Source organism: Rhizobium sp. GR12, assembly GCF_036596185.1.
GTDB classification, from domain to species: domain Bacteria; phylum Pseudomonadota; class Alphaproteobacteria; order Rhizobiales; family Rhizobiaceae; genus Agrobacterium; species Agrobacterium nepotum.
Genome location: NZ_JASXTH010000016.1, coordinates 1 through 15,418 on the forward strand (window position 1 = coordinate 1; position 15,418 = coordinate 15,418).

Here is a 15,418-nt window from a genome sequence, read left to right on the forward strand (position 1 = left end):
GGGCCAAAACACGGCCTTCCCCCCTGTCAGACGGCCGAAACAAGGTGTTTTGCAACACGCCCCGCCGGGGAGAAGGTGGCCCGAAGGGTCGGATGAGGGGGCAACGTTGCCGAATATCTCTACCCTCGCCCCCCTCAACCCGCTGCCGCGACCTTCTCCCAGGCGGGGACGGGGAGAAGAAACAAGCGGCATGCGCCTGTTCCACAGGCGATCGCTCGGGTTAGCGGCATCGCCCAACCTCTCATTTCGCAACAGCCACGAACGCAATTTGATCGCCGTTAACCTGCCGCTGTCTTGTTCCTGTCTAAAATTGCCGTCATGCTTTGTCACAAGCAGGCAAACGGGTATGGATTATGAGTAACGTGTGGCGGTTTGGGCGCCAGTATGATTTTCACGAGATCGTCGCCGATGGCATTGTGCACGGCGTCGGCATCGTGTTCGCGCTGGTGGGCGCCACGGCGCTGATTTTTTACGCCACCGCCTGGGGCAGCCTCAGCGCCATTGCGGCCGCCTGGATTTACGGTCTCGGGCTGGTTGCCTGCCTCTCCGTGTCCTTCACCTATAATATCTGGCCGCACTCCAACGTAAAATGGTTCCTGCGCCGGCTGGATCACTCGGCGATCTTCATCCTGATCGCCGCCACCTATACGCCGTTCCTGATGCGCGGCATTCACGAGCCGTTGATTGCCACAATGCTGGGGCTGATCTGGCTTGCCGCCATCTGCGGCATATTGCTGAAATGCGTGTTTCCCGGCCGTTACGACCGCGTCGCCATCGGCCTTTATCTCGCCATGGGCTGGAGCGGCATCATGGTGGTGCAGCCGCTCTCGTCGCATCTGGCGCCCGTCACGCTCTGGCTGATCGTCGCCGGCGGCGTCATCTATTCGCTGGGCGTGATTTTTCACGTCTGGGAAAAGCTGCGGTTCCAGAACGCCATCTGGCACGGCTTCGTCGTTGCCGCCGCCGTTGTCCACTATGTCGCGGTGGTTACCTCGTTCAGCCTCGTTCCCCTCACATCCTGAAGAGTGCTTCCTGATACCAACGGGGCACTGGACAGCCATCCACGCCATCGCCTAATGCTCGCCTGAAGATCGCGACGGCAAGACTGCCGGCGCGGTGCAGGCAAGAACGAGGGCGAACGATAATGAGCGTGGAACTGCGCGATGCGACCGTGGACGATCTCTCCGGCATCATGGAGATTTACAACGACGCGGTCCTGAATACGACGGCGATCTGGAACGAGGTGCTGGTCGATCTGGAAAACCGCAAGGAATGGTTCGCCGCCCGTAAGTCGCGCGGCTTTCCGGTCCTCGTCGCCATTCTCGACGGCAAGGTTGCCGGTTATGCCTCCTATGGCGACTGGCGCGCCTTCGACGGTTATCGCCACACCCGCGAACATTCGGTCTATGTGCATAAGGACGCCCGCGGCCACGGCATCGGCAAGCGGCTGATGCGGGCGCTCATCGACCATGCATCAGGCAATGACGTGCATGTGCTGATCGCCGCGATCGAATCGGAAAACGCAGCCTCCATCCGCCTGCATGAAAGCCTCGGTTTCACGGTCGCGGGCCGGTTTTCGGAAGTCGGCACCAAGTTCGGCCGCTGGCTGGACCTGACCTGCATGGAGCTGAGACTAAGCTAACACCTCGGCGAGGATGTCAGTCAGGCGGGACGCCGGGCGAAGGCGAGCATGACGCCGAAAGCCATCATCATCGAGCCGCTGATCCGGTTGACGCGCTTCAGGGCGCGTGCATTGCGCATGAGACCGGACAGTCGCGAACCCACAAAGGCATAGACGGTGATCGCCACCACTTCGAGCAGCAGGAATATCCCGCCGAGCGTGGCGAAACTCTGCCAATAGGCGTCCTGCTGGATGAATTGCGGGAAAAAGGCCGTGAAGATCAGGATGGCCTTCGGATTGCCGGAGGCGACGAAAAACTCCTGCCGCAGATAGGTCCTGAGAACATTGCCGTTGCCCGAGGATACATCGGGAGCGGTAATGTCGGCCTTTGAGCGTATGAGCTTGAAACCGATCCACAGCAGGTAAAGAACGCCGATCCATTTGATCAACGAAAACATCATCTCGGACGCCATCAAAAGCGCGCCTAACCCCAGCGCGGCAATCGCGATCATGCCTGCGAAAGCGACGAGCCTGCCGCTCGCCGCCATCACCGCCGTCGCCATGCCGTATCGCGCACCGACCGTCATCGACAGAAGATTGTTCGGCCCGAACGCCATGTTCAGGGCAAAGCAGGCGGGAATGAATATGAGGATGGTTTCGAGCGCCATGGTCGTGATCCGGAAAGAGTGAGATGACGATGATCTCACTCTCCGGCCCGGCTGTCGAGACGGCGGCATCAAATACAAAGGCCGGCGAGGAAGCCGGCCTTTCACCTGTCTTTTATCAAGCCTCTTTTATCAAATCGGCTCGAACACCATCGAATGGCCGTTGATGCAATAACGCAGGCCGGTGGGCGGAGGGCCGTCCGGGAAGACGTGGCCGAGGTGGCCGCCGCAATTGGCGCAGCGTATTTCGGTGCGCACCATGCCCAGCGTCGCATCGCGATGTTCCGTCACGGCGCCCGGTTTCACCGGCTCGAAATAGCTCGGCCAGCCGCAGCCCGCATCGAATTTGGTGTCGGAGAGGAACAGCGGCTCGTCGCAGGCGGCACAGCGGTAGAGGCCTTTCTGGAATGTATCCCAGTAGGGGCCGGTGAAGGGGCGCTCGGTGCCGTGCTCGCGCAGGATGCGATATTGCTCCGGTGTCAGCTGCTCACGCCAGTCGGCATCGCTCTTGTTCACTTTGGGAGATGTCAGATCGCTCATGGAATGATCCTTTCTGTTCCTGCCAGAAATAGTCATCGCTGCGGCCGATTGAAAGAGGCTAAATGTTATAACGAGTACGTTATGTGCGGGGGGCGAGAGTCGATTTGGGTTGAGATAGCGGTGCCTATGCCTTAACTGAAAAATCCGATTTGAAAAAGAACGCCATTCATTGGCGCGCAGGGGTGGGGGACACCCCGGGAGATGTGAATGACATCAGATGTCACGCCGCTGACATTCTTGTCGCTGTTTTTGCCGTTTCTGGCAGCGCTCGCCGCACCGGTGCTGGTGAAAAAATTGGGTCACAATGCCGCGTGGATATTGGCGATCGCGCCGGCATTGGCTTTCGTGCACTTCGCGCTGATGCTGCCGGAGGTGGCGGCGGGCGGCGTGGTGACAGGCGGTTACGCCTGGGTTCCGAGTTTCAACCTCAGCTTCTCCTGGTTCATCGACGGCCTGTCGCTGACATTTGCGCTTCTCATCACCGGAATCGGCCTGCTGATCGTGCTTTACGCGGGCGGCTATATGAAGGGGCATCCGCAACAGGGCCGCTTCCTGTCTTTCCTGCTCCTGTTCATGGGCGCGATGCTCGGTGTCGTGGTCTCCGACAGCCTGTTGATGCTGTTCGTCTATTGGGAGCTGACCTCCATCACCTCCTTCCTGCTGATCGGCTTCGATCATACGCGTCCCGCCGCACGCCGTGCCGCCTTGCAGGCGCTGGTGGTGACCGGCGGCGGCGGCCTGCTGCTGCTGGCCGGGCTGATCTTCATCTGGGACATGAGCGGCATGACGCAATTGTCGATGCTGGTGCGCGGCGGCGATATATTGCGCGACAGCCCGTTCTATCTGGCCGCGCTGCTTCTGGTTCTCGGTGGCGCCTTCACCAAGTCGGCGCAGTTTCCGTTCCACTTCTGGCTGCCCAACGCCATGGAAGCGCCAACGCCGGTTTCCGCCTATCTGCATTCGGCGACCATGGTGAAGGCCGGCGTCTATCTTCTGATGCGCCTCAATCCCGTTCTCGGTGATACCGCCGCCTGGCAGATCCTGCTGCCGTTCTTCGGCGGGCTGACCATGCTCACCGGCGCGCTGCTGGCCGTGCGCCAGACCGATCTGAAGCTGATGCTGGCCTATACCACGATGTCGTCGCTCGGCCTGCTTGTCATGCTGACCGGCTTCGGTTCGGACCACGCCATCGAGGCGGCAGTGCTTTATCTGGTGGCGCATTCGCTGTTCAAGGGCGCGCTGTTCATGGTCGCCGGCATCATCGACCATGAAACCGGCACCCGTGACGTGACGAAGCTTGGCGACTTGCGCAAGGCCATGCCGATCACCTTTGCGGCGGCGCTGGCGGCGGCGATTTCCATGGCCGGCCTGCCGCCCTTCTTCGGTTTTCTCGCCAAGGAAGAGATTTATTATGCGCTGGCGCATGGCAATCCCCGCGCAGTGCTGTTCACCGGCGTCGCCATTCTCGGCAACGCGCTGATGTTCGCCGTCGCCTTTGCCGTGGGCTTGAAACCCTTCATCGGCAGGCCGGTCAAGACCCCCAAACACGCGCATGAGGGGCCGATCCTGCTCTGGCTCGGCCCGGCGCTCTTGGCGGTGAAGGGGCTGACCATCGCGCTTTTTTCCGGCATCGCGCATTTCTACGTTTCGACACCCATGGCGAGCGCTATCGCGGGCGAGGCGCGCCCGGTGGAAATCTCGCTCATTCCCCATATCGGCGTGCCGCTCGGCCTGTCGCTGCTGACGATCGCGCTCGGCGTCGTCCTCTATACGCAGCTATCCACTGTCCGTGGCCTGATGGTGCGCAGCTTCAAGGCGCTGGGGCCGGGGCCGGACAGGGGCTTCGATGTTTTCATCGCGGCGCTGGTCAAAATCTCGTTCCATGTGACGCGGCTCATCCAGCCCGGCAGGCTGGAATTTTACGTTACCGCCACATTCGCCATCGTCGCCGCCGCGCTGCTTGCGCCGCTGTTTCTCTATGGCGAACTTCCGACCATGCCGGCATGGCCGCGCGACATGAAGATCCATGAGCTGACCTTCATCGCCATTGCGGTTGCGGGCCTTGTCGCAGTGCTGACGGCTTCCAGCCGGCTTACCGCCATCATCGCGCTCGGCATTCAGGGTTTTGCCGTGGCGGTCACCTTCCTGCTGTTCGGCGCACCCGATTTGTCCTTCACGCAATTCATGGTCGAGACGCTGTCGGTCGTCATTTTGACGCTGGTGATGACGCGGCTTCGCCTGTCGCCGTCAGACCATCGCGGCCGTGGCCAGAAGCTTCTGGACAGCATCATCGCCATCGCTTGCGGCACCGGCTTCGCCCTGTTCCTGATGCGGGCGACTGAAGCGTCGTTCGACAATCGCCTCACCGATTTCTACAACACCTATTCCAAGGTCATCGCCCATGGGGCGAATGTGGTGAACGTCATCATCGTCGATTTCCGCGGCACGGATACGCTGGGCGAGATCGCGGTGGTGATGATAACAGGCCTTGCCATCCTCGCGCTCATCCGCATCCGCCCGGCCGCCGTCAAGGGACCGGCCAAAACCGCGAAGAAGAAGGGAGCACGGGCATGAACACGCTTATACTGCGCACCGTTGCCCCTGTCGTCACCAGCCTCATGGTGCTGTTTTCCATCTTCGTGCTGCTGCGCGGCCATAACGAACCTGGCGGCGGTTTCATCGGCGGGTTGATCGCGGTCTCGGCGCTGGCGATCTACGGCATCGCCTATGGCGTGGCGGCAGTCCGGCGCGCCATCGTGTTTCATCCGCTCGCCATCGCCGGCGCGGGGCTGCTTATGGCGATGCTGTCCGGCCTCGTCTCGATTGCCGCAGGCGTGCCCTTCATGACCGGGCTCTGGGTCTATCCGAGCCTGCTCGGGGTCGAGATGCCGCTCTCCACCGTCATGTCCTTCGATATCGGCGTCTACCTCGTCGTGGTCGGCGCCATCACCTCCATTGCGCTTGCGCTGGAAGAAAGGGACAGCGACTGATGGAAGCGGTCTTCTCCATTCTCGTCGGCATCTTCTTCTCGGTGGCGATCTATCTCATGCTCTCGCGCCACAGCATCCGCATGCTGCTCGGCATCGCGATCCTTGGCAATGCGGTCAACCTTCTGCTGTTCACGGCAGGCAGGCTGACGCGCGAAGTGCCGCCGATCATTCCGCCCGGCATGGACGTCCTTCCCGCGGGCGCGGCCAATCCGCTGCCGCAGGCGCTGATCCTGACGGCGATCGTCATTTCCTTTTCCTTCTTCTGTTTCCTTCTGGTGCTGACCTGGCGTGCGTTCCAGGAATTGCAGACGGACGATACGGACGAAATGCGCACCGCAGAACCGGCAGGCGAGCCTTTGCCGCCGCTCGGTTATTGAGCGGGCGGGGCACAGACACATGGCTTCATCCACCACTTCCGCAATATCCGATCTTTCCGCAGCACTCGTCGTCGCGCCCGTGCCGCTGTCCGACTGGCTGATCATTCTTCCCGTCGCGCTCTCGATCGGCGCAGGCGCGGTGCTGATGATGCTGCGCCACGCCATGCGCTGGCATGCGCCCATTGCCATCACGGCGCTCGTCCTGCTGGTGTTGCTCGATGCCGCTCTGTTGTGGAAGGTCGTGACCGAGGGGCCGTTCACCATGGTCATGGGCCGATGGCTGCCGCCCTTCGGCATCGCGTTCACGGCTGATCTCACCGGCACGCTGCTGTCGCTCGCGGCCGCCATCGTCGCGCTTGCGGCTGCCATCCATGCCAGCGCCGATATCGACGCCAGCGGCAGGCGATACGGGTTTTATCCCTTCCTGATGCTGCTGATGGCGGGTGTCACCGGCGCATTTTTGACCGGCGACCTCTTCAACCTCTATGTCTGGTTCGAGGTGCTGCTGATTTCGTCCTTCGGTCTGATCGTACTCGGCTCCACGCGCGAGCAGATCGATGGCGCGCTGAAATACGCCATTTTGAACCTCATCGGCACGACGCTGTTCCTGATCGCAGTCGGTTATCTCTATGCCATCTTCGGCACGCTCAACATGGCCGATATCGCGCTGAAGGCGACCGGGCTGCGGGACACTGCACCGCTGATGACGCTTGCCAGCCTCTTCACTCTCGCCTTCGCCATGAAGGCGGCGGCTTTCCCGGTGAATTTCTGGCTGCCCGCATCCTATCACACGCCGCGCATCGTGGTTTCCGCGCTGTTCGGTGGCCTGCTCACCAAGGTCGGCATCTATGCGCTGCTGCGCGTCATGGTCATGCTGTTTCCGGTGGAGCGGGAGGAGCTGAGCATCGTCATTGCCGCCTCTGCGGCGCTGACGATGGTGCTGGGCGCCATGGGCGCGCTTGCCCAGAACGACATCCGCCGCATGCTCGGCTACATCGTCATATCAGGCATCGGCTACATGATGGCGGGTATCGCCATCGGCACGCCTTCCGGTGTCGCGGGCGCGATCTTTTACGCGCTGCACTCCATGGTGCTGATGACGGCGCTTTATCTGGCCGCCGGTCATGCCGCGCGTCTCGGCGGCGGCTTTACCCTGTCGTCGCTGAGCGGTCTTTATCGGCAGGCTCCGTGGTTTTCGGGCCTTGCGCTCGCATTGTTTTTCGCAGGCTCCGGCCTGCCGCCCTTTTCCGGCTTCTGGCCGAAGGTCGTTCTCGTCAAATCGGCGATCGATATCGGCGCCTGGTGGCTCGCCACCGCCATTCTCGCCTCCGGCTTCATCACCACCATCGCCTTCGGGCGGGTCTTCCTTCTGTGTTTCTGGCGACCGGCGGTAGCATCCACCGGCCAGCCTCCGGCACAGCCAACGTCACCGTTGGCTGTCCCGTCTTTCGCGCCGCTGGTCGGGCTGACATTGCTGGTGGTGTTTTTCGGCCTGTTTCCGGAAAGCCTGCTCAATCTCAGCCAGCAGGCGGCGGCGGGACTGGGCAATCCTGAAGCCTATATCCAGTCGGTGTTTTCCGAGGGAGGCAGACCATGAGCCTCTATGTCGTGCAATTCCTGTTCGTCGCCGTGTGGCTTGCCGTAACCGGCAGCGTCACGCTGGCGAACATCCTCTTCGGTTTCATCGTCTCGCTGCTGGCGCTCGGCCTTATCCGCCACCAGATATCCGGCGGCGGTGGGGGTAAAGGTGGAGGGCGCCGGTTGCGTCCTGTCCGCGTGCTGTCGTTATTGCTGCTGTTCTTCAAGGAGCTGGCGCTGTCGGCCTGGAAGGTTGCCGTTATGGTGACGCGGCCGAAGCTGAACGTGCAGCCCGGCATATTCGCCTATCCGCTGGCGGTGGCGACCGATTTCGAGATCACGCTCCTCGCCAACCTCATCACGCTGACCCCCGGTACGCTTTCGGTCGATATTTCCGAGGACAGAAAAACGCTCTACGTCCACGCGATCGATTGCAGCGATATCGAAGCCGCGAAGAACGACATCAGGAACGGTTTCGAAAAAAAGATCATGGAGGCGTTTCAGGGATGACGCCGGAACACATCGTTTCATTTGCAACTATACTTGCCACGGTTGTCCTTTCAGCCGCCTTTTTGCTGACAGTATATCGCGTTGTTGTTGGCCCCACCTTGCCGGACCGGATTGTCGCGCTCGACATGTTGGTTGGCATCGCCATCGGCTTCATTGCGGTCATCGCCGTCCGCACCGGCGTCGATCTTTATGTCGATATCGCCATCGCGCTCGGGCTGGTCGGTTTTCTGGCCACGGTGGCCTTTGCCCGCTTCGTGCTGTCGCGCGGCGCGGATGGCCGGCGCAGATCGCAAACGGTGCTGGACGGTGAGCGGGCGTCGGAAGCCGATGAAAGCCCCAGGAGACCCCAGCAAGGTCGCGGAAAGAGAAAGGGCGGACGATGATGGACTGGTTCTTGGCTATTCTGGTTGCGGCGCTTACCCTCTCAGGCGCTGCTTTTTCGCTGATCGCGGCGATCGGGCTCAATCGTCTGCCCGATGTCTACACCCGCATGCACGCGGCCTCCAAGGCCGGCACGGTTGGCTCCGGCCTGCTGCTTCTGGCCGTGGGCATTCACTCCATGGAACTATCGACGCTGGCGCGGGCGCTCGCCGGTTTCTTTTTCTTTGTTTTGACAGCGCCGGTCTCCGCACATCTTCTTGCCATGGCTGCACACAAGGCAGGTTATCCACTGTCCGATAAATCGGTAGTTGATGACCTAAAGAAAATTTGAAGTTGAATTACCCCTCAATAACAGGGGGTGTTCGTTTTCCATTACTACTTGGCATAGTATTTTATTACCCGTAATTTTTTGTATTCGAATTAGACTGTTTTGAACTGAAAAATTCATAATAGGAATTTGACTTTTGCTGTTTTGATGCTATCCAAATTAAGTGTAAAGTTGCTAGTCGTGACTTGCATCTAGCCTCTTCATAGTCGGCATAGGCATTTTATTAATGTCTAATCTATGGTCTGTCAGGCCATTGCTGCCCATGTCGCGGGCCACAAGTTGAATCTCGGATCAATTCGTTTCCGGTTTTCGCTTGAAATCTAGGGGTAGATTTCACGTTGGTTTCAACAGGGCGAAGGTGGGGCACCGGGTAACTTCACATCGCTCGATGCGGCGTTTGCCCGCGTCAGGGGATCAATAACAGGAGATACTTAAATGACGGAAACTGCATACGGTAACGCCCAGGATCTGCTGGTCGAACTGACGGCGGATATTGTGGCTGCCTATGTTAGCAACCACGTCGTTCCGGTAACAGAGCTTCCCGGCCTTATTTCGGATGTTCATACGGCACTCAGCGGAACATCGGCGCCGGCATCGGTGGCGGTCAATGTTGAAAAGCAGAAGCCTGCCGTGTCCGTTCGCAAGTCGGTTCAGGACGATCATATCGTCTGTTTGGAATGCGGCGGCTCGTTCAAGTCGCTCAAGCGCCACCTGACGACGCATCACAGCATGACACCGGAAGAATATCGCGAAAAATGGGATCTGCCGTCCGACTATCCGATGGTTGCTCCCGCCTATGCCGAAGCCCGTTCGCGGCTTGCCAAGGAAATGGGTCTCGGTCAGCGCCGCAAGGCGAACCGCTGATTTTTTAAAGACGAATCATGTCGGCCGTTTCTTCTCCCCGGCGGGGAGAAGGCGGCAGGGCATGCCGCAACACTCGATCCTTTCGCCGGCCGGTCTCTTGACCGGCTTTTTTATTGCCGCGCATAATTTCGAAAGAGGAAAAAAATCCTCTGTCGGGTCTCGCATTTCTTCAAAAATTAAACGAAATCAATCGCATGATTTTTCATGTCAAATTTGCACTTCCCCATAGCAGTCCTCGGATGTATGAATTAATTCCTATTCGTAAAGGAGTTGCATATGCCGCCGGACATAGTTTCTTTGCCTGCCCCCTTGCGGCCCTGCGTGCAGGCCAGCGGTCATAACTTTCGCCGTTTTCCGCCTGTGGCCGGACGGGATGAGATTTCGCAGGCTTGCCAGCTGGTCCGGCAACTGACTGGGGAGATGGTGCAGTTGACCGGCGATCGTCTGGCTGCGCGCCGGGACAGGCGGCGCCGCGAATGCCATATCCGCCAGATCGCCATGTATGTCTGCCATGTGCAACTCGGCATCCCCATGTCGGATATCGGCCCCTGTTTCGGCAGGGACAGAACCACGGTCGGCCATGCCTGCCAGGTGGTCGAGGATCGTCGCGACGAACCGGCCTTTGACGAGTTCGTCGCCATACTGGAGCGGCTTACCGGCAGCATTTTCAACGTGATGAAAGGGGTCCGCGATGAGTGAGGCGAAAAGCGCTGCGGGCCTGCCTTCGGACCCTATTCTGTTGCGGCTCTTGCGGTCCATTGCTGCGGGCAAGGCCGAGATCTCGGAGGACGGCGACGATATGGTCTTGCGCCGGCCCGGAGAAGAAAAAGAAAGGGCAGCGCGTCCGGCCCCGCGTTTTCCGGCCGCAACGGTCCGGCTCGCCATCTCGTCGGGGCTGATCGAGAGGCAGGAAACCACGCTTTCCGCTGCGCCACCACTCGGCGCTTATCTGAAGCGGGCCATGGCCAAGGACCGCGAGGAGATTTTTCAGGACCAGCATTGGGATTTGCAGTCGGTGATCGTGGATGCCGGCGAGGGCAGGCAGTCGGCCCGGCGCAATCTCAACTCCTCTATCCTGACGAGCCTTTCACGTCTGAAGGAGAAGGACGGCACGGCATTCTTTCCCCCGGATGCCCTGCAGGCGGGCGAACGCCTTGCCGCCGATTTCCACCGCGCGCACCTCAATCCCAGGGTAACGGCGACATGGGAGCCGAAAATAACGAGCCGCACCAGGGGCGAGGCAAGTGGCGGGCTCGATCTCACCGAGGCGGCGATGGCTGCACGGGCAAGGTTTTCCCGCGCGGCCGACGCCATGGGGCCAGAACTCTGCGGCGTCGCCATCGATGTCTGCTGTTTCGAAAAAGGGCTTGAGGCGGTGGAGCGGGAGCGGCAATGGCCGGCGCGTTCGGCAAAACTGCTGCTGCGGGCCGCCCTGCTGTCGCTTGTCCGGCATTATGCGCCGCAGACGCAACGCGCCAGGCGGTCAAGCCATCACTGGGGCGACGAAGATTATCGCCCTCCGATGACAAGAACGATGATGGCGGGGTGAGGGGTCAGGCGGCCAGAAGGCGCGCTTCCTCGCGGATACGCTTGACCATGGAACGAAGGCCGTTGGCGCGCTGCGAGGACAGATGTTCCACCAGCCCGATCTTGTCGAACACTTCGATGGCGTCGAGACCGGCGATCTCGGAGGCCCTTTTGTCGGAATAGACGGCGAGAACGATGGCGACGAGGCCGCGCACGATATGCGCGTCGGAATCACCCTCGAAGGTCATGAGAGGATCTTCCGCGCCGTCGCTGTGGCTGACGAGCCAGACCTGGCTCGCGCAGCCCTGCACCTTGTTCTCAGGCGTGCGCTTGTCCTCCGATAGATCGGGAAGCGCCTTGCCGAGTTCGATGACATAACGATAGCGATCCTCCCAGTCGTCGAGGAAGGCGAAATCGTCAAGGATCGTGTCGAGAGAGGCCATGTTTTGCGCCGTATCGTTCGTTATTGCATGTCTTGGCTACGATATAGGGCAAGTAAGCGCGGTTTTGAACCATGCGGGCCATGAAAAAGCCCACGGAAAGCAGGTTTCCGTGGGCAAGTCAGGCAGGCAGTCACGCAGACGGACATAACCGGCTGCGGAAAATGGATCGCGCGGCGCTGTGCCGCCGGGAAAATTCAGGGTGCGGGGCGCTTCTGCGGCAGGGGAATGACAGTGCCGGTCTTCAGCATGTCGGTATCCTTGGGAAATTCGACGCTGATTGCCGGCGCTTCGGCCAGTTTTTCGCTCTCGCTGGCAAGCTCGGTGGCGGGAGCCGTTTTGTCACCGGAGGCGAGCTGGGCGTCGAGCAATTCATAGGCGACCTTGGCGCCTTCCTTTGCCCGTTCGCCGAGCGCGTGGAAGGTTTCGGCGCCCTTGACGCAGACATCGGGTTTTTCAATGCAGATGGCGCTGACATAACGATAGGCCTCACCGGCTGCCGAAACGGCGCTGGGAATATCGAATGCCGAAGGTTCCTTGGTAGGATCGTTGCTGCTGCCGAAATAGGACAGCGCCACGAGCACCAGCGAAAACCAGAATGTTCCTTTGATCAGAAACCACATTGTCAGACACCCTGCCAGATGATCTTTGTTTTGAAGCCCCGCCCGTTTCGGGTCATCGGCCTTTGTCCCGTTTTTCGGGCTTGGGAAGAAGCTACACGCGACCGGCGAACAGCCGATTGCAAAAAGCCACGCAATTTAATTCAAATTGTATCTATTCTCCTCGCATCGGGACGTCGGCCAGCAATTCCTTCGCATTTTAACAGTCCATGTTAAGCATAATTACGACGGATGCCGCCTGTTCCGGGCAAAAGCTGGGGGTCGTGTTGCCACAAAGGTTAACATGATGACAAAAATGAAGCGAAATCCGTCGCTTACCCGTCATTAACCATGATTGGCAAAGCTTGCGTGAAATGCCCCGTAATGGGACTGAGGCGCATTTCACGGGCGTTTGCCGCCATTCTTTTTATCCATTCCTTAAGCCGGGGCCTTCTATTGTCGGGCTGTTAGATCCGTCTCAGGGATTCGGTATTGGTATTGCGTAACATGAGAAAAAAAGCGGTCGCATTGGTCGACCATGCCGCGGGCAGATGGCTTGCGCGTATGGAGGAGGACGCCGAAAGGCGCGCCGGAACCATTGCGCGCCTGCGCCGCCTGTTTGCCTTCTGCGCCGTTGGCCTTCTGGTTGTGCCCGCCCTGTTCAGCCTCGTCTTCAGCCCCGCCATCGCGCTGCCCATTGGCGCAGCCCTGGTGCTGGCGCTCTATCTGGCCGCAGCCGCCCTGCTGATCGCCTTTTCGCGTCCCGCGCGTGTCGCGGCGTCGCTCTCCGCCCATGCCGGCGACGACGACCTCGTTGCGGCCTCGCAGATGCCCGGCCTCGTGCTCACCATCAATGAAAACGGTCTCGTCGAGCGCGTCTCCGGCCGCGACCTTGAAACATTCCCGGCCGATCTTCAGGCCTGCAAGGGTCACGTCTTTGCCGAATATGTCTATGTCTCGGATCGTATCGAGCTGATGCAGGCTTTCGACCTTCTGCGGCAGGGCGAGGACAAGGCCGGCGCGGAACTGCGGTTCGAAACCGGTGCGAAATCGCGCCCGGTGCAATTCATTCACGCGCGTATGGAAATGACGGCGATCCGCACCGCCACCGGCCGGCTGCGCCGCGTCATCGCCCAGCTCTCCGATGTCACCGAGATGGAGCTGCTGCGCCGCGATGTCGCCCGCAAGGCGGCGGAGGCGGAATCGGCCAATGACGCCAAGTCGCGCTTCCTCGCCGCCGTCAGCCACGAGCTGCGCACGCCGCTCAACGCCGTCCTCGGCTTTTCCGACATTCTGGCGGGTGAATATTTCGGCAGGCTGGAAAACGACCGCCAGCGGGAATATGTCGGCTTGATCCGCCAGTCCGGCGCGCATCTCCTGTCGGTGGTCAACACCATGCTGGATATGAGCAAGCTGGAAGCCGGCCGTTACGAGCTGATGATGGAAAGCTTCCCGATTGCGGAAACCATTGCGTCCTGTGAGGCCATGCTCGGTCTGCAGGCGAAGGAAAAAGGCCTGACGTTGACCAGCCGCATCCAGCGCGGTATCGGCGAAATCGCCGCCGACCAGCGCGCCCTCCGCCAGGTTCTCATCAACCTGACCGGCAACGCCATCAAGTTCACCGATGCGGGCGGCGTGATCTCGATCGATGCGGCGCGCGAAGGCAGGATGCTGAAGCTGACGGTCAGCGATACCGGCATCGGCATCGCTTCCGACAAGATCGACCTGCTGGGCCAGCCCTTCATGCAGATTCAGAATGAATATACCCGTCGCTATGAGGGCACGGGTTTGGGATTGTCTCTGGTCAAGGGGCTGGTGGCGCTGCATGGCGGCACTTTCGCCATTACCAGCCAGCCCGGCGACGGGACAGTCGTAACGATCATGTTGCCTGCCGACGGTTCCGGCATGGCAGGTGGCGAAAACGCTGAAACCGAGTGTATGGTGGAGTTTCCGCCGCGCATCAGGCAGCTCGGCGAAATGGCCGCGATTATGAAAAAGGATGGTGACGATGGCCCCGCGAAAGCGAAAATCGCCTAAGAAAACAACGGCCCAGATCGGCGCCGGGATTGTTTCCTTGGTGGTTTCGGCCATCGGGCGCGAACTCCTGCGCCGTCCGAAACTGGTGGGCGGCTCAGGCGCCTTTGCCGTCGTCTTCGGTTTTGTCGCCGCCAATGCGCTGTGGTATCAGCCGGGCGTCCACCCGTCGCCTTTCCTGCGCACGCGGGATGCTGAAAATCCGAACGGCATTGCCGGTTATCGTGCGGCGGAGCCGCTCGGTACGCAGGGCAATGTCACCACCTTCCGGATAGAACGTCCCAGCGAGACCGACACGGCATCGCAACTGGCAGCCGAAACGGCGCCGCCCGCGACGCCGCTCGTAGCTGAAAACCAGAAGCCGCAGCAGATCGTTGCCGACATTCAGGCCGAACTGAAAAAACGCGGACTTTACGAAGGCGAGGCGGATGGCCGGATGGGACCGCGCACGGCCGCCGCCATCATGTTCTTCGAGGAAACGCTCGGCATGGAGCAGACCGGCGAGCCGACGACACGGGTGCTGGCAGCGCTCAGGATCGACGGCGCAACCGTGGCCGCGATCCCCCGGGACCGGCCTTCCGATGCCAACGCCAGCGGCGGCATCGAGATCGACCCCGTCGCCGCAGCCATCCGCAAGGCGGAAAAACCGCAGGTCAAGGCCGAGCCGGTTTCCCTCACGGGCGGGGCTTCTGCCGCAAGGCCGGTAAACCGCGAGCTGATTGCCAAAATCCAGCAGGGACTGGTCAATATCGCCTATGCCGAGGTCAAGGTCGACGGCGTAGCCGGCGAGCAGACCCGCAACGCCATCCGCCATTTCGAAAAGCACTACCGCCTGCCGGAAACCGGCGAGCCTAGCGAAGCGGTGCTGAAGAAGCTGAAATCGATTGGGGCGCTTTAGACGTCAAGGCAGGACGTTGCCGCTTGTTTCTTCTCCCCGCCGGGGAGAAGGTGGCCCGAAGGGCCG

18 protein-coding genes are annotated in these 15,418 nt (G+C 60.5%); 14 read left to right on the forward strand and 4 right to left on the reverse strand.

What is annotated here, in order from left to right:
- Positions 1-353 precede the first annotated feature (353 nt).
- Together trhA and QSK43_RS23005 are read left to right on the forward strand one after the other, a co-directional pair.
- Positions 354-1,022, forward strand: a complete 669-nt coding sequence (trhA, locus tag QSK43_RS23000) for a PAQR family membrane homeostasis protein TrhA (RefSeq protein ID WP_332305423.1) — start codon at positions 354-356, stop codon at positions 1,020-1,022.
- A gap of 122 nt (positions 1,023-1,144) precedes the next feature.
- Positions 1,145-1,642, forward strand: coding sequence for a GNAT family N-acetyltransferase (locus QSK43_RS23005; protein ID WP_332305424.1), 498 nt, complete (start codon positions 1,145-1,147; stop codon positions 1,640-1,642).
- Between the two features lie 20 nt (positions 1,643-1,662).
- On the opposite strand, the gene QSK43_RS23010 is transcribed toward QSK43_RS23005, so the two are convergent.
- Both QSK43_RS23010 and msrB read right to left on the reverse strand, forming a co-directional pair.
- Entirely contained in the window at positions 1,663-2,289 is a 627-nt protein-coding gene (locus tag QSK43_RS23010; protein WP_332305425.1) for a LysE family translocator, read from the reverse strand.
- Positions 2,290-2,418: 129 nt separating this feature from the next.
- On the reverse strand, positions 2,419-2,826 hold the full coding sequence (gene msrB, locus QSK43_RS23015; protein WP_003512009.1) for a peptide-methionine (R)-S-oxide reductase MsrB: 408 nt from the start codon (positions 2,824-2,826) through the stop codon (positions 2,419-2,421).
- 207 nt (positions 2,827-3,033) lie between these two features.
- Between msrB and QSK43_RS23020 the strand changes: the two genes are divergently transcribed.
- The 10 genes from QSK43_RS23020 (at position 3,034) to QSK43_RS23065 (ending at position 11,403) form a co-directional block, all read left to right on the forward strand.
- Complete coding sequence (locus QSK43_RS23020; protein ID WP_332305426.1) at positions 3,034-5,400, forward strand: putative monovalent cation/H+ antiporter subunit A; 2,367 nt, start codon at positions 3,034-3,036, stop codon at positions 5,398-5,400.
- Positions 5,397-5,816 carry a Na+/H+ antiporter subunit B gene (locus tag QSK43_RS23025; RefSeq protein ID WP_045017212.1) on the forward strand — a complete coding sequence of 140 codons (420 nt, stop codon included), beginning with the start codon at positions 5,397-5,399 and terminating at the stop codon, positions 5,814-5,816. Before QSK43_RS23020 ends, QSK43_RS23025 begins: the two co-directional genes overlap by 4 nt.
- Complete coding sequence (locus QSK43_RS23030) at positions 5,816-6,193, forward strand: Na+/H+ antiporter subunit C (protein WP_332305427.1); 378 nt, start codon at positions 5,816-5,818, stop codon at positions 6,191-6,193. Before QSK43_RS23025 ends, QSK43_RS23030 begins: the two co-directional genes overlap by 1 nt.
- Before the next feature lie 19 nt (positions 6,194-6,212).
- On the forward strand, positions 6,213-7,790 hold the full coding sequence (locus QSK43_RS23035; protein WP_332305428.1) for a Na+/H+ antiporter subunit D: 1,578 nt from the start codon (positions 6,213-6,215) through the stop codon (positions 7,788-7,790).
- Positions 7,787-8,281, forward strand: a complete 495-nt coding sequence (locus QSK43_RS23040) for a Na+/H+ antiporter subunit E (RefSeq protein WP_045017206.1) — start codon at positions 7,787-7,789, stop codon at positions 8,279-8,281. The genes QSK43_RS23035 and QSK43_RS23040 overlap by 4 nt, the downstream gene beginning before the upstream one ends.
- Positions 8,278-8,664 (forward strand): cation:proton antiporter, encoded by a 387-nt coding sequence (locus tag QSK43_RS23045; protein ID WP_332305429.1) that lies wholly within the window; start codon positions 8,278-8,280, stop codon positions 8,662-8,664. Before QSK43_RS23040 ends, QSK43_RS23045 begins: the two co-directional genes overlap by 4 nt.
- Complete coding sequence (gene mnhG, locus QSK43_RS23050; RefSeq protein WP_045017201.1) at positions 8,661-8,993, forward strand: monovalent cation/H(+) antiporter subunit G; 333 nt, start codon at positions 8,661-8,663, stop codon at positions 8,991-8,993. Before QSK43_RS23045 ends, mnhG begins: the two co-directional genes overlap by 4 nt.
- 432 nt (positions 8,994-9,425) lie before the next feature.
- A complete protein-coding gene (ros, locus tag QSK43_RS23055; protein WP_045017199.1) occupies positions 9,426-9,854 on the forward strand; it encodes a MucR family transcriptional regulator Ros in 429 nt (142 codons plus the stop codon).
- 276 nt (positions 9,855-10,130) lie between these two features.
- Complete coding sequence (locus tag QSK43_RS23060; protein WP_332305430.1) at positions 10,131-10,553, forward strand: helix-turn-helix domain-containing protein; 423 nt, start codon at positions 10,131-10,133, stop codon at positions 10,551-10,553.
- A complete protein-coding gene (locus tag QSK43_RS23065; protein ID WP_332305431.1) occupies positions 10,546-11,403 on the forward strand; it encodes a DUF6456 domain-containing protein in 858 nt (285 codons plus the stop codon). Before QSK43_RS23060 ends, QSK43_RS23065 begins: the two co-directional genes overlap by 8 nt.
- Positions 11,404-11,407: 4 nt before the next feature.
- On the opposite strand, the gene QSK43_RS23070 is transcribed toward QSK43_RS23065, so the two are convergent.
- Positions 11,408-11,824, reverse strand: coding sequence for a SufE family protein (locus tag QSK43_RS23070; protein ID WP_332305432.1), 417 nt, complete (start codon positions 11,822-11,824; stop codon positions 11,408-11,410).
- 194 nt (positions 11,825-12,018) lie between these two features.
- Positions 12,019-12,444 (reverse strand): DUF5330 domain-containing protein, encoded by a 426-nt coding sequence (locus QSK43_RS23075; RefSeq protein WP_332305433.1) that lies wholly within the window; start codon positions 12,442-12,444, stop codon positions 12,019-12,021.
- Between the two features lie 483 nt (positions 12,445-12,927).
- Between QSK43_RS23075 and QSK43_RS23080 the strand changes: the two genes are divergently transcribed.
- Entirely contained in the window at positions 12,928-14,457 is a 1,530-nt protein-coding gene (locus QSK43_RS23080; protein WP_332305434.1) for a sensor histidine kinase, read from the forward strand.
- On the forward strand, positions 14,429-15,352 hold the full coding sequence (locus tag QSK43_RS23085; protein ID WP_332305435.1) for a peptidoglycan-binding domain-containing protein: 924 nt from the start codon (positions 14,429-14,431) through the stop codon (positions 15,350-15,352). The genes QSK43_RS23080 and QSK43_RS23085 overlap by 29 nt, the downstream gene beginning before the upstream one ends.
- Positions 15,353-15,418 lie beyond the last annotated feature (66 nt).

Excerpts from the sequence above, each read along its gene's own strand:
- trhA (WP_332305423.1), top strand. The coding sequence starts at position 354 with ATGAGTAACGTGTGGCGGTTTGGGCGCCAGTATGATTTTCACGAGATC.
- QSK43_RS23005 (WP_332305424.1), top strand. The coding sequence starts at position 1,145 with ATGAGCGTGGAACTGCGCGATGCGACCGTGGACGATCTCTCCGGCATC.
- QSK43_RS23010 (WP_332305425.1), bottom strand. The coding sequence starts at position 2,289 with ATGGCGCTCGAAACCATCCTCATATTCATTCCCGCCTGCTTTGCCCTG.
- msrB (WP_003512009.1), bottom strand. The coding sequence starts at position 2,826 with ATGAGCGATCTGACATCTCCCAAAGTGAACAAGAGCGATGCCGACTGG.
- QSK43_RS23020 (WP_332305426.1), top strand. The coding sequence starts at position 3,034 with ATGACATCAGATGTCACGCCGCTGACATTCTTGTCGCTGTTTTTGCCG.
- QSK43_RS23025 (WP_045017212.1), top strand. The coding sequence starts at position 5,397 with ATGAACACGCTTATACTGCGCACCGTTGCCCCTGTCGTCACCAGCCTC.
- QSK43_RS23030 (WP_332305427.1), top strand. The coding sequence starts at position 5,816 with ATGGAAGCGGTCTTCTCCATTCTCGTCGGCATCTTCTTCTCGGTGGCG.
- QSK43_RS23035 (WP_332305428.1), top strand. The coding sequence starts at position 6,213 with ATGGCTTCATCCACCACTTCCGCAATATCCGATCTTTCCGCAGCACTC.
- QSK43_RS23040 (WP_045017206.1), top strand. The coding sequence starts at position 7,787 with ATGAGCCTCTATGTCGTGCAATTCCTGTTCGTCGCCGTGTGGCTTGCC.
- QSK43_RS23045 (WP_332305429.1), top strand. The coding sequence starts at position 8,278 with ATGACGCCGGAACACATCGTTTCATTTGCAACTATACTTGCCACGGTT.
- mnhG (WP_045017201.1), top strand. The coding sequence starts at position 8,661 with ATGATGGACTGGTTCTTGGCTATTCTGGTTGCGGCGCTTACCCTCTCA.
- ros (WP_045017199.1), top strand. The coding sequence starts at position 9,426 with ATGACGGAAACTGCATACGGTAACGCCCAGGATCTGCTGGTCGAACTG.
- QSK43_RS23060 (WP_332305430.1), top strand. The coding sequence starts at position 10,131 with ATGCCGCCGGACATAGTTTCTTTGCCTGCCCCCTTGCGGCCCTGCGTG.
- QSK43_RS23065 (WP_332305431.1), top strand. The coding sequence starts at position 10,546 with ATGAGTGAGGCGAAAAGCGCTGCGGGCCTGCCTTCGGACCCTATTCTG.
- QSK43_RS23070 (WP_332305432.1), bottom strand. The coding sequence starts at position 11,824 with ATGGCCTCTCTCGACACGATCCTTGACGATTTCGCCTTCCTCGACGAC.
- QSK43_RS23075 (WP_332305433.1), bottom strand. The coding sequence starts at position 12,444 with ATGTGGTTTCTGATCAAAGGAACATTCTGGTTTTCGCTGGTGCTCGTG.
- QSK43_RS23080 (WP_332305434.1), top strand. The coding sequence starts at position 12,928 with ATGAGAAAAAAAGCGGTCGCATTGGTCGACCATGCCGCGGGCAGATGG.
- QSK43_RS23085 (WP_332305435.1), top strand. The coding sequence starts at position 14,429 with ATGGCCCCGCGAAAGCGAAAATCGCCTAAGAAAACAACGGCCCAGATC.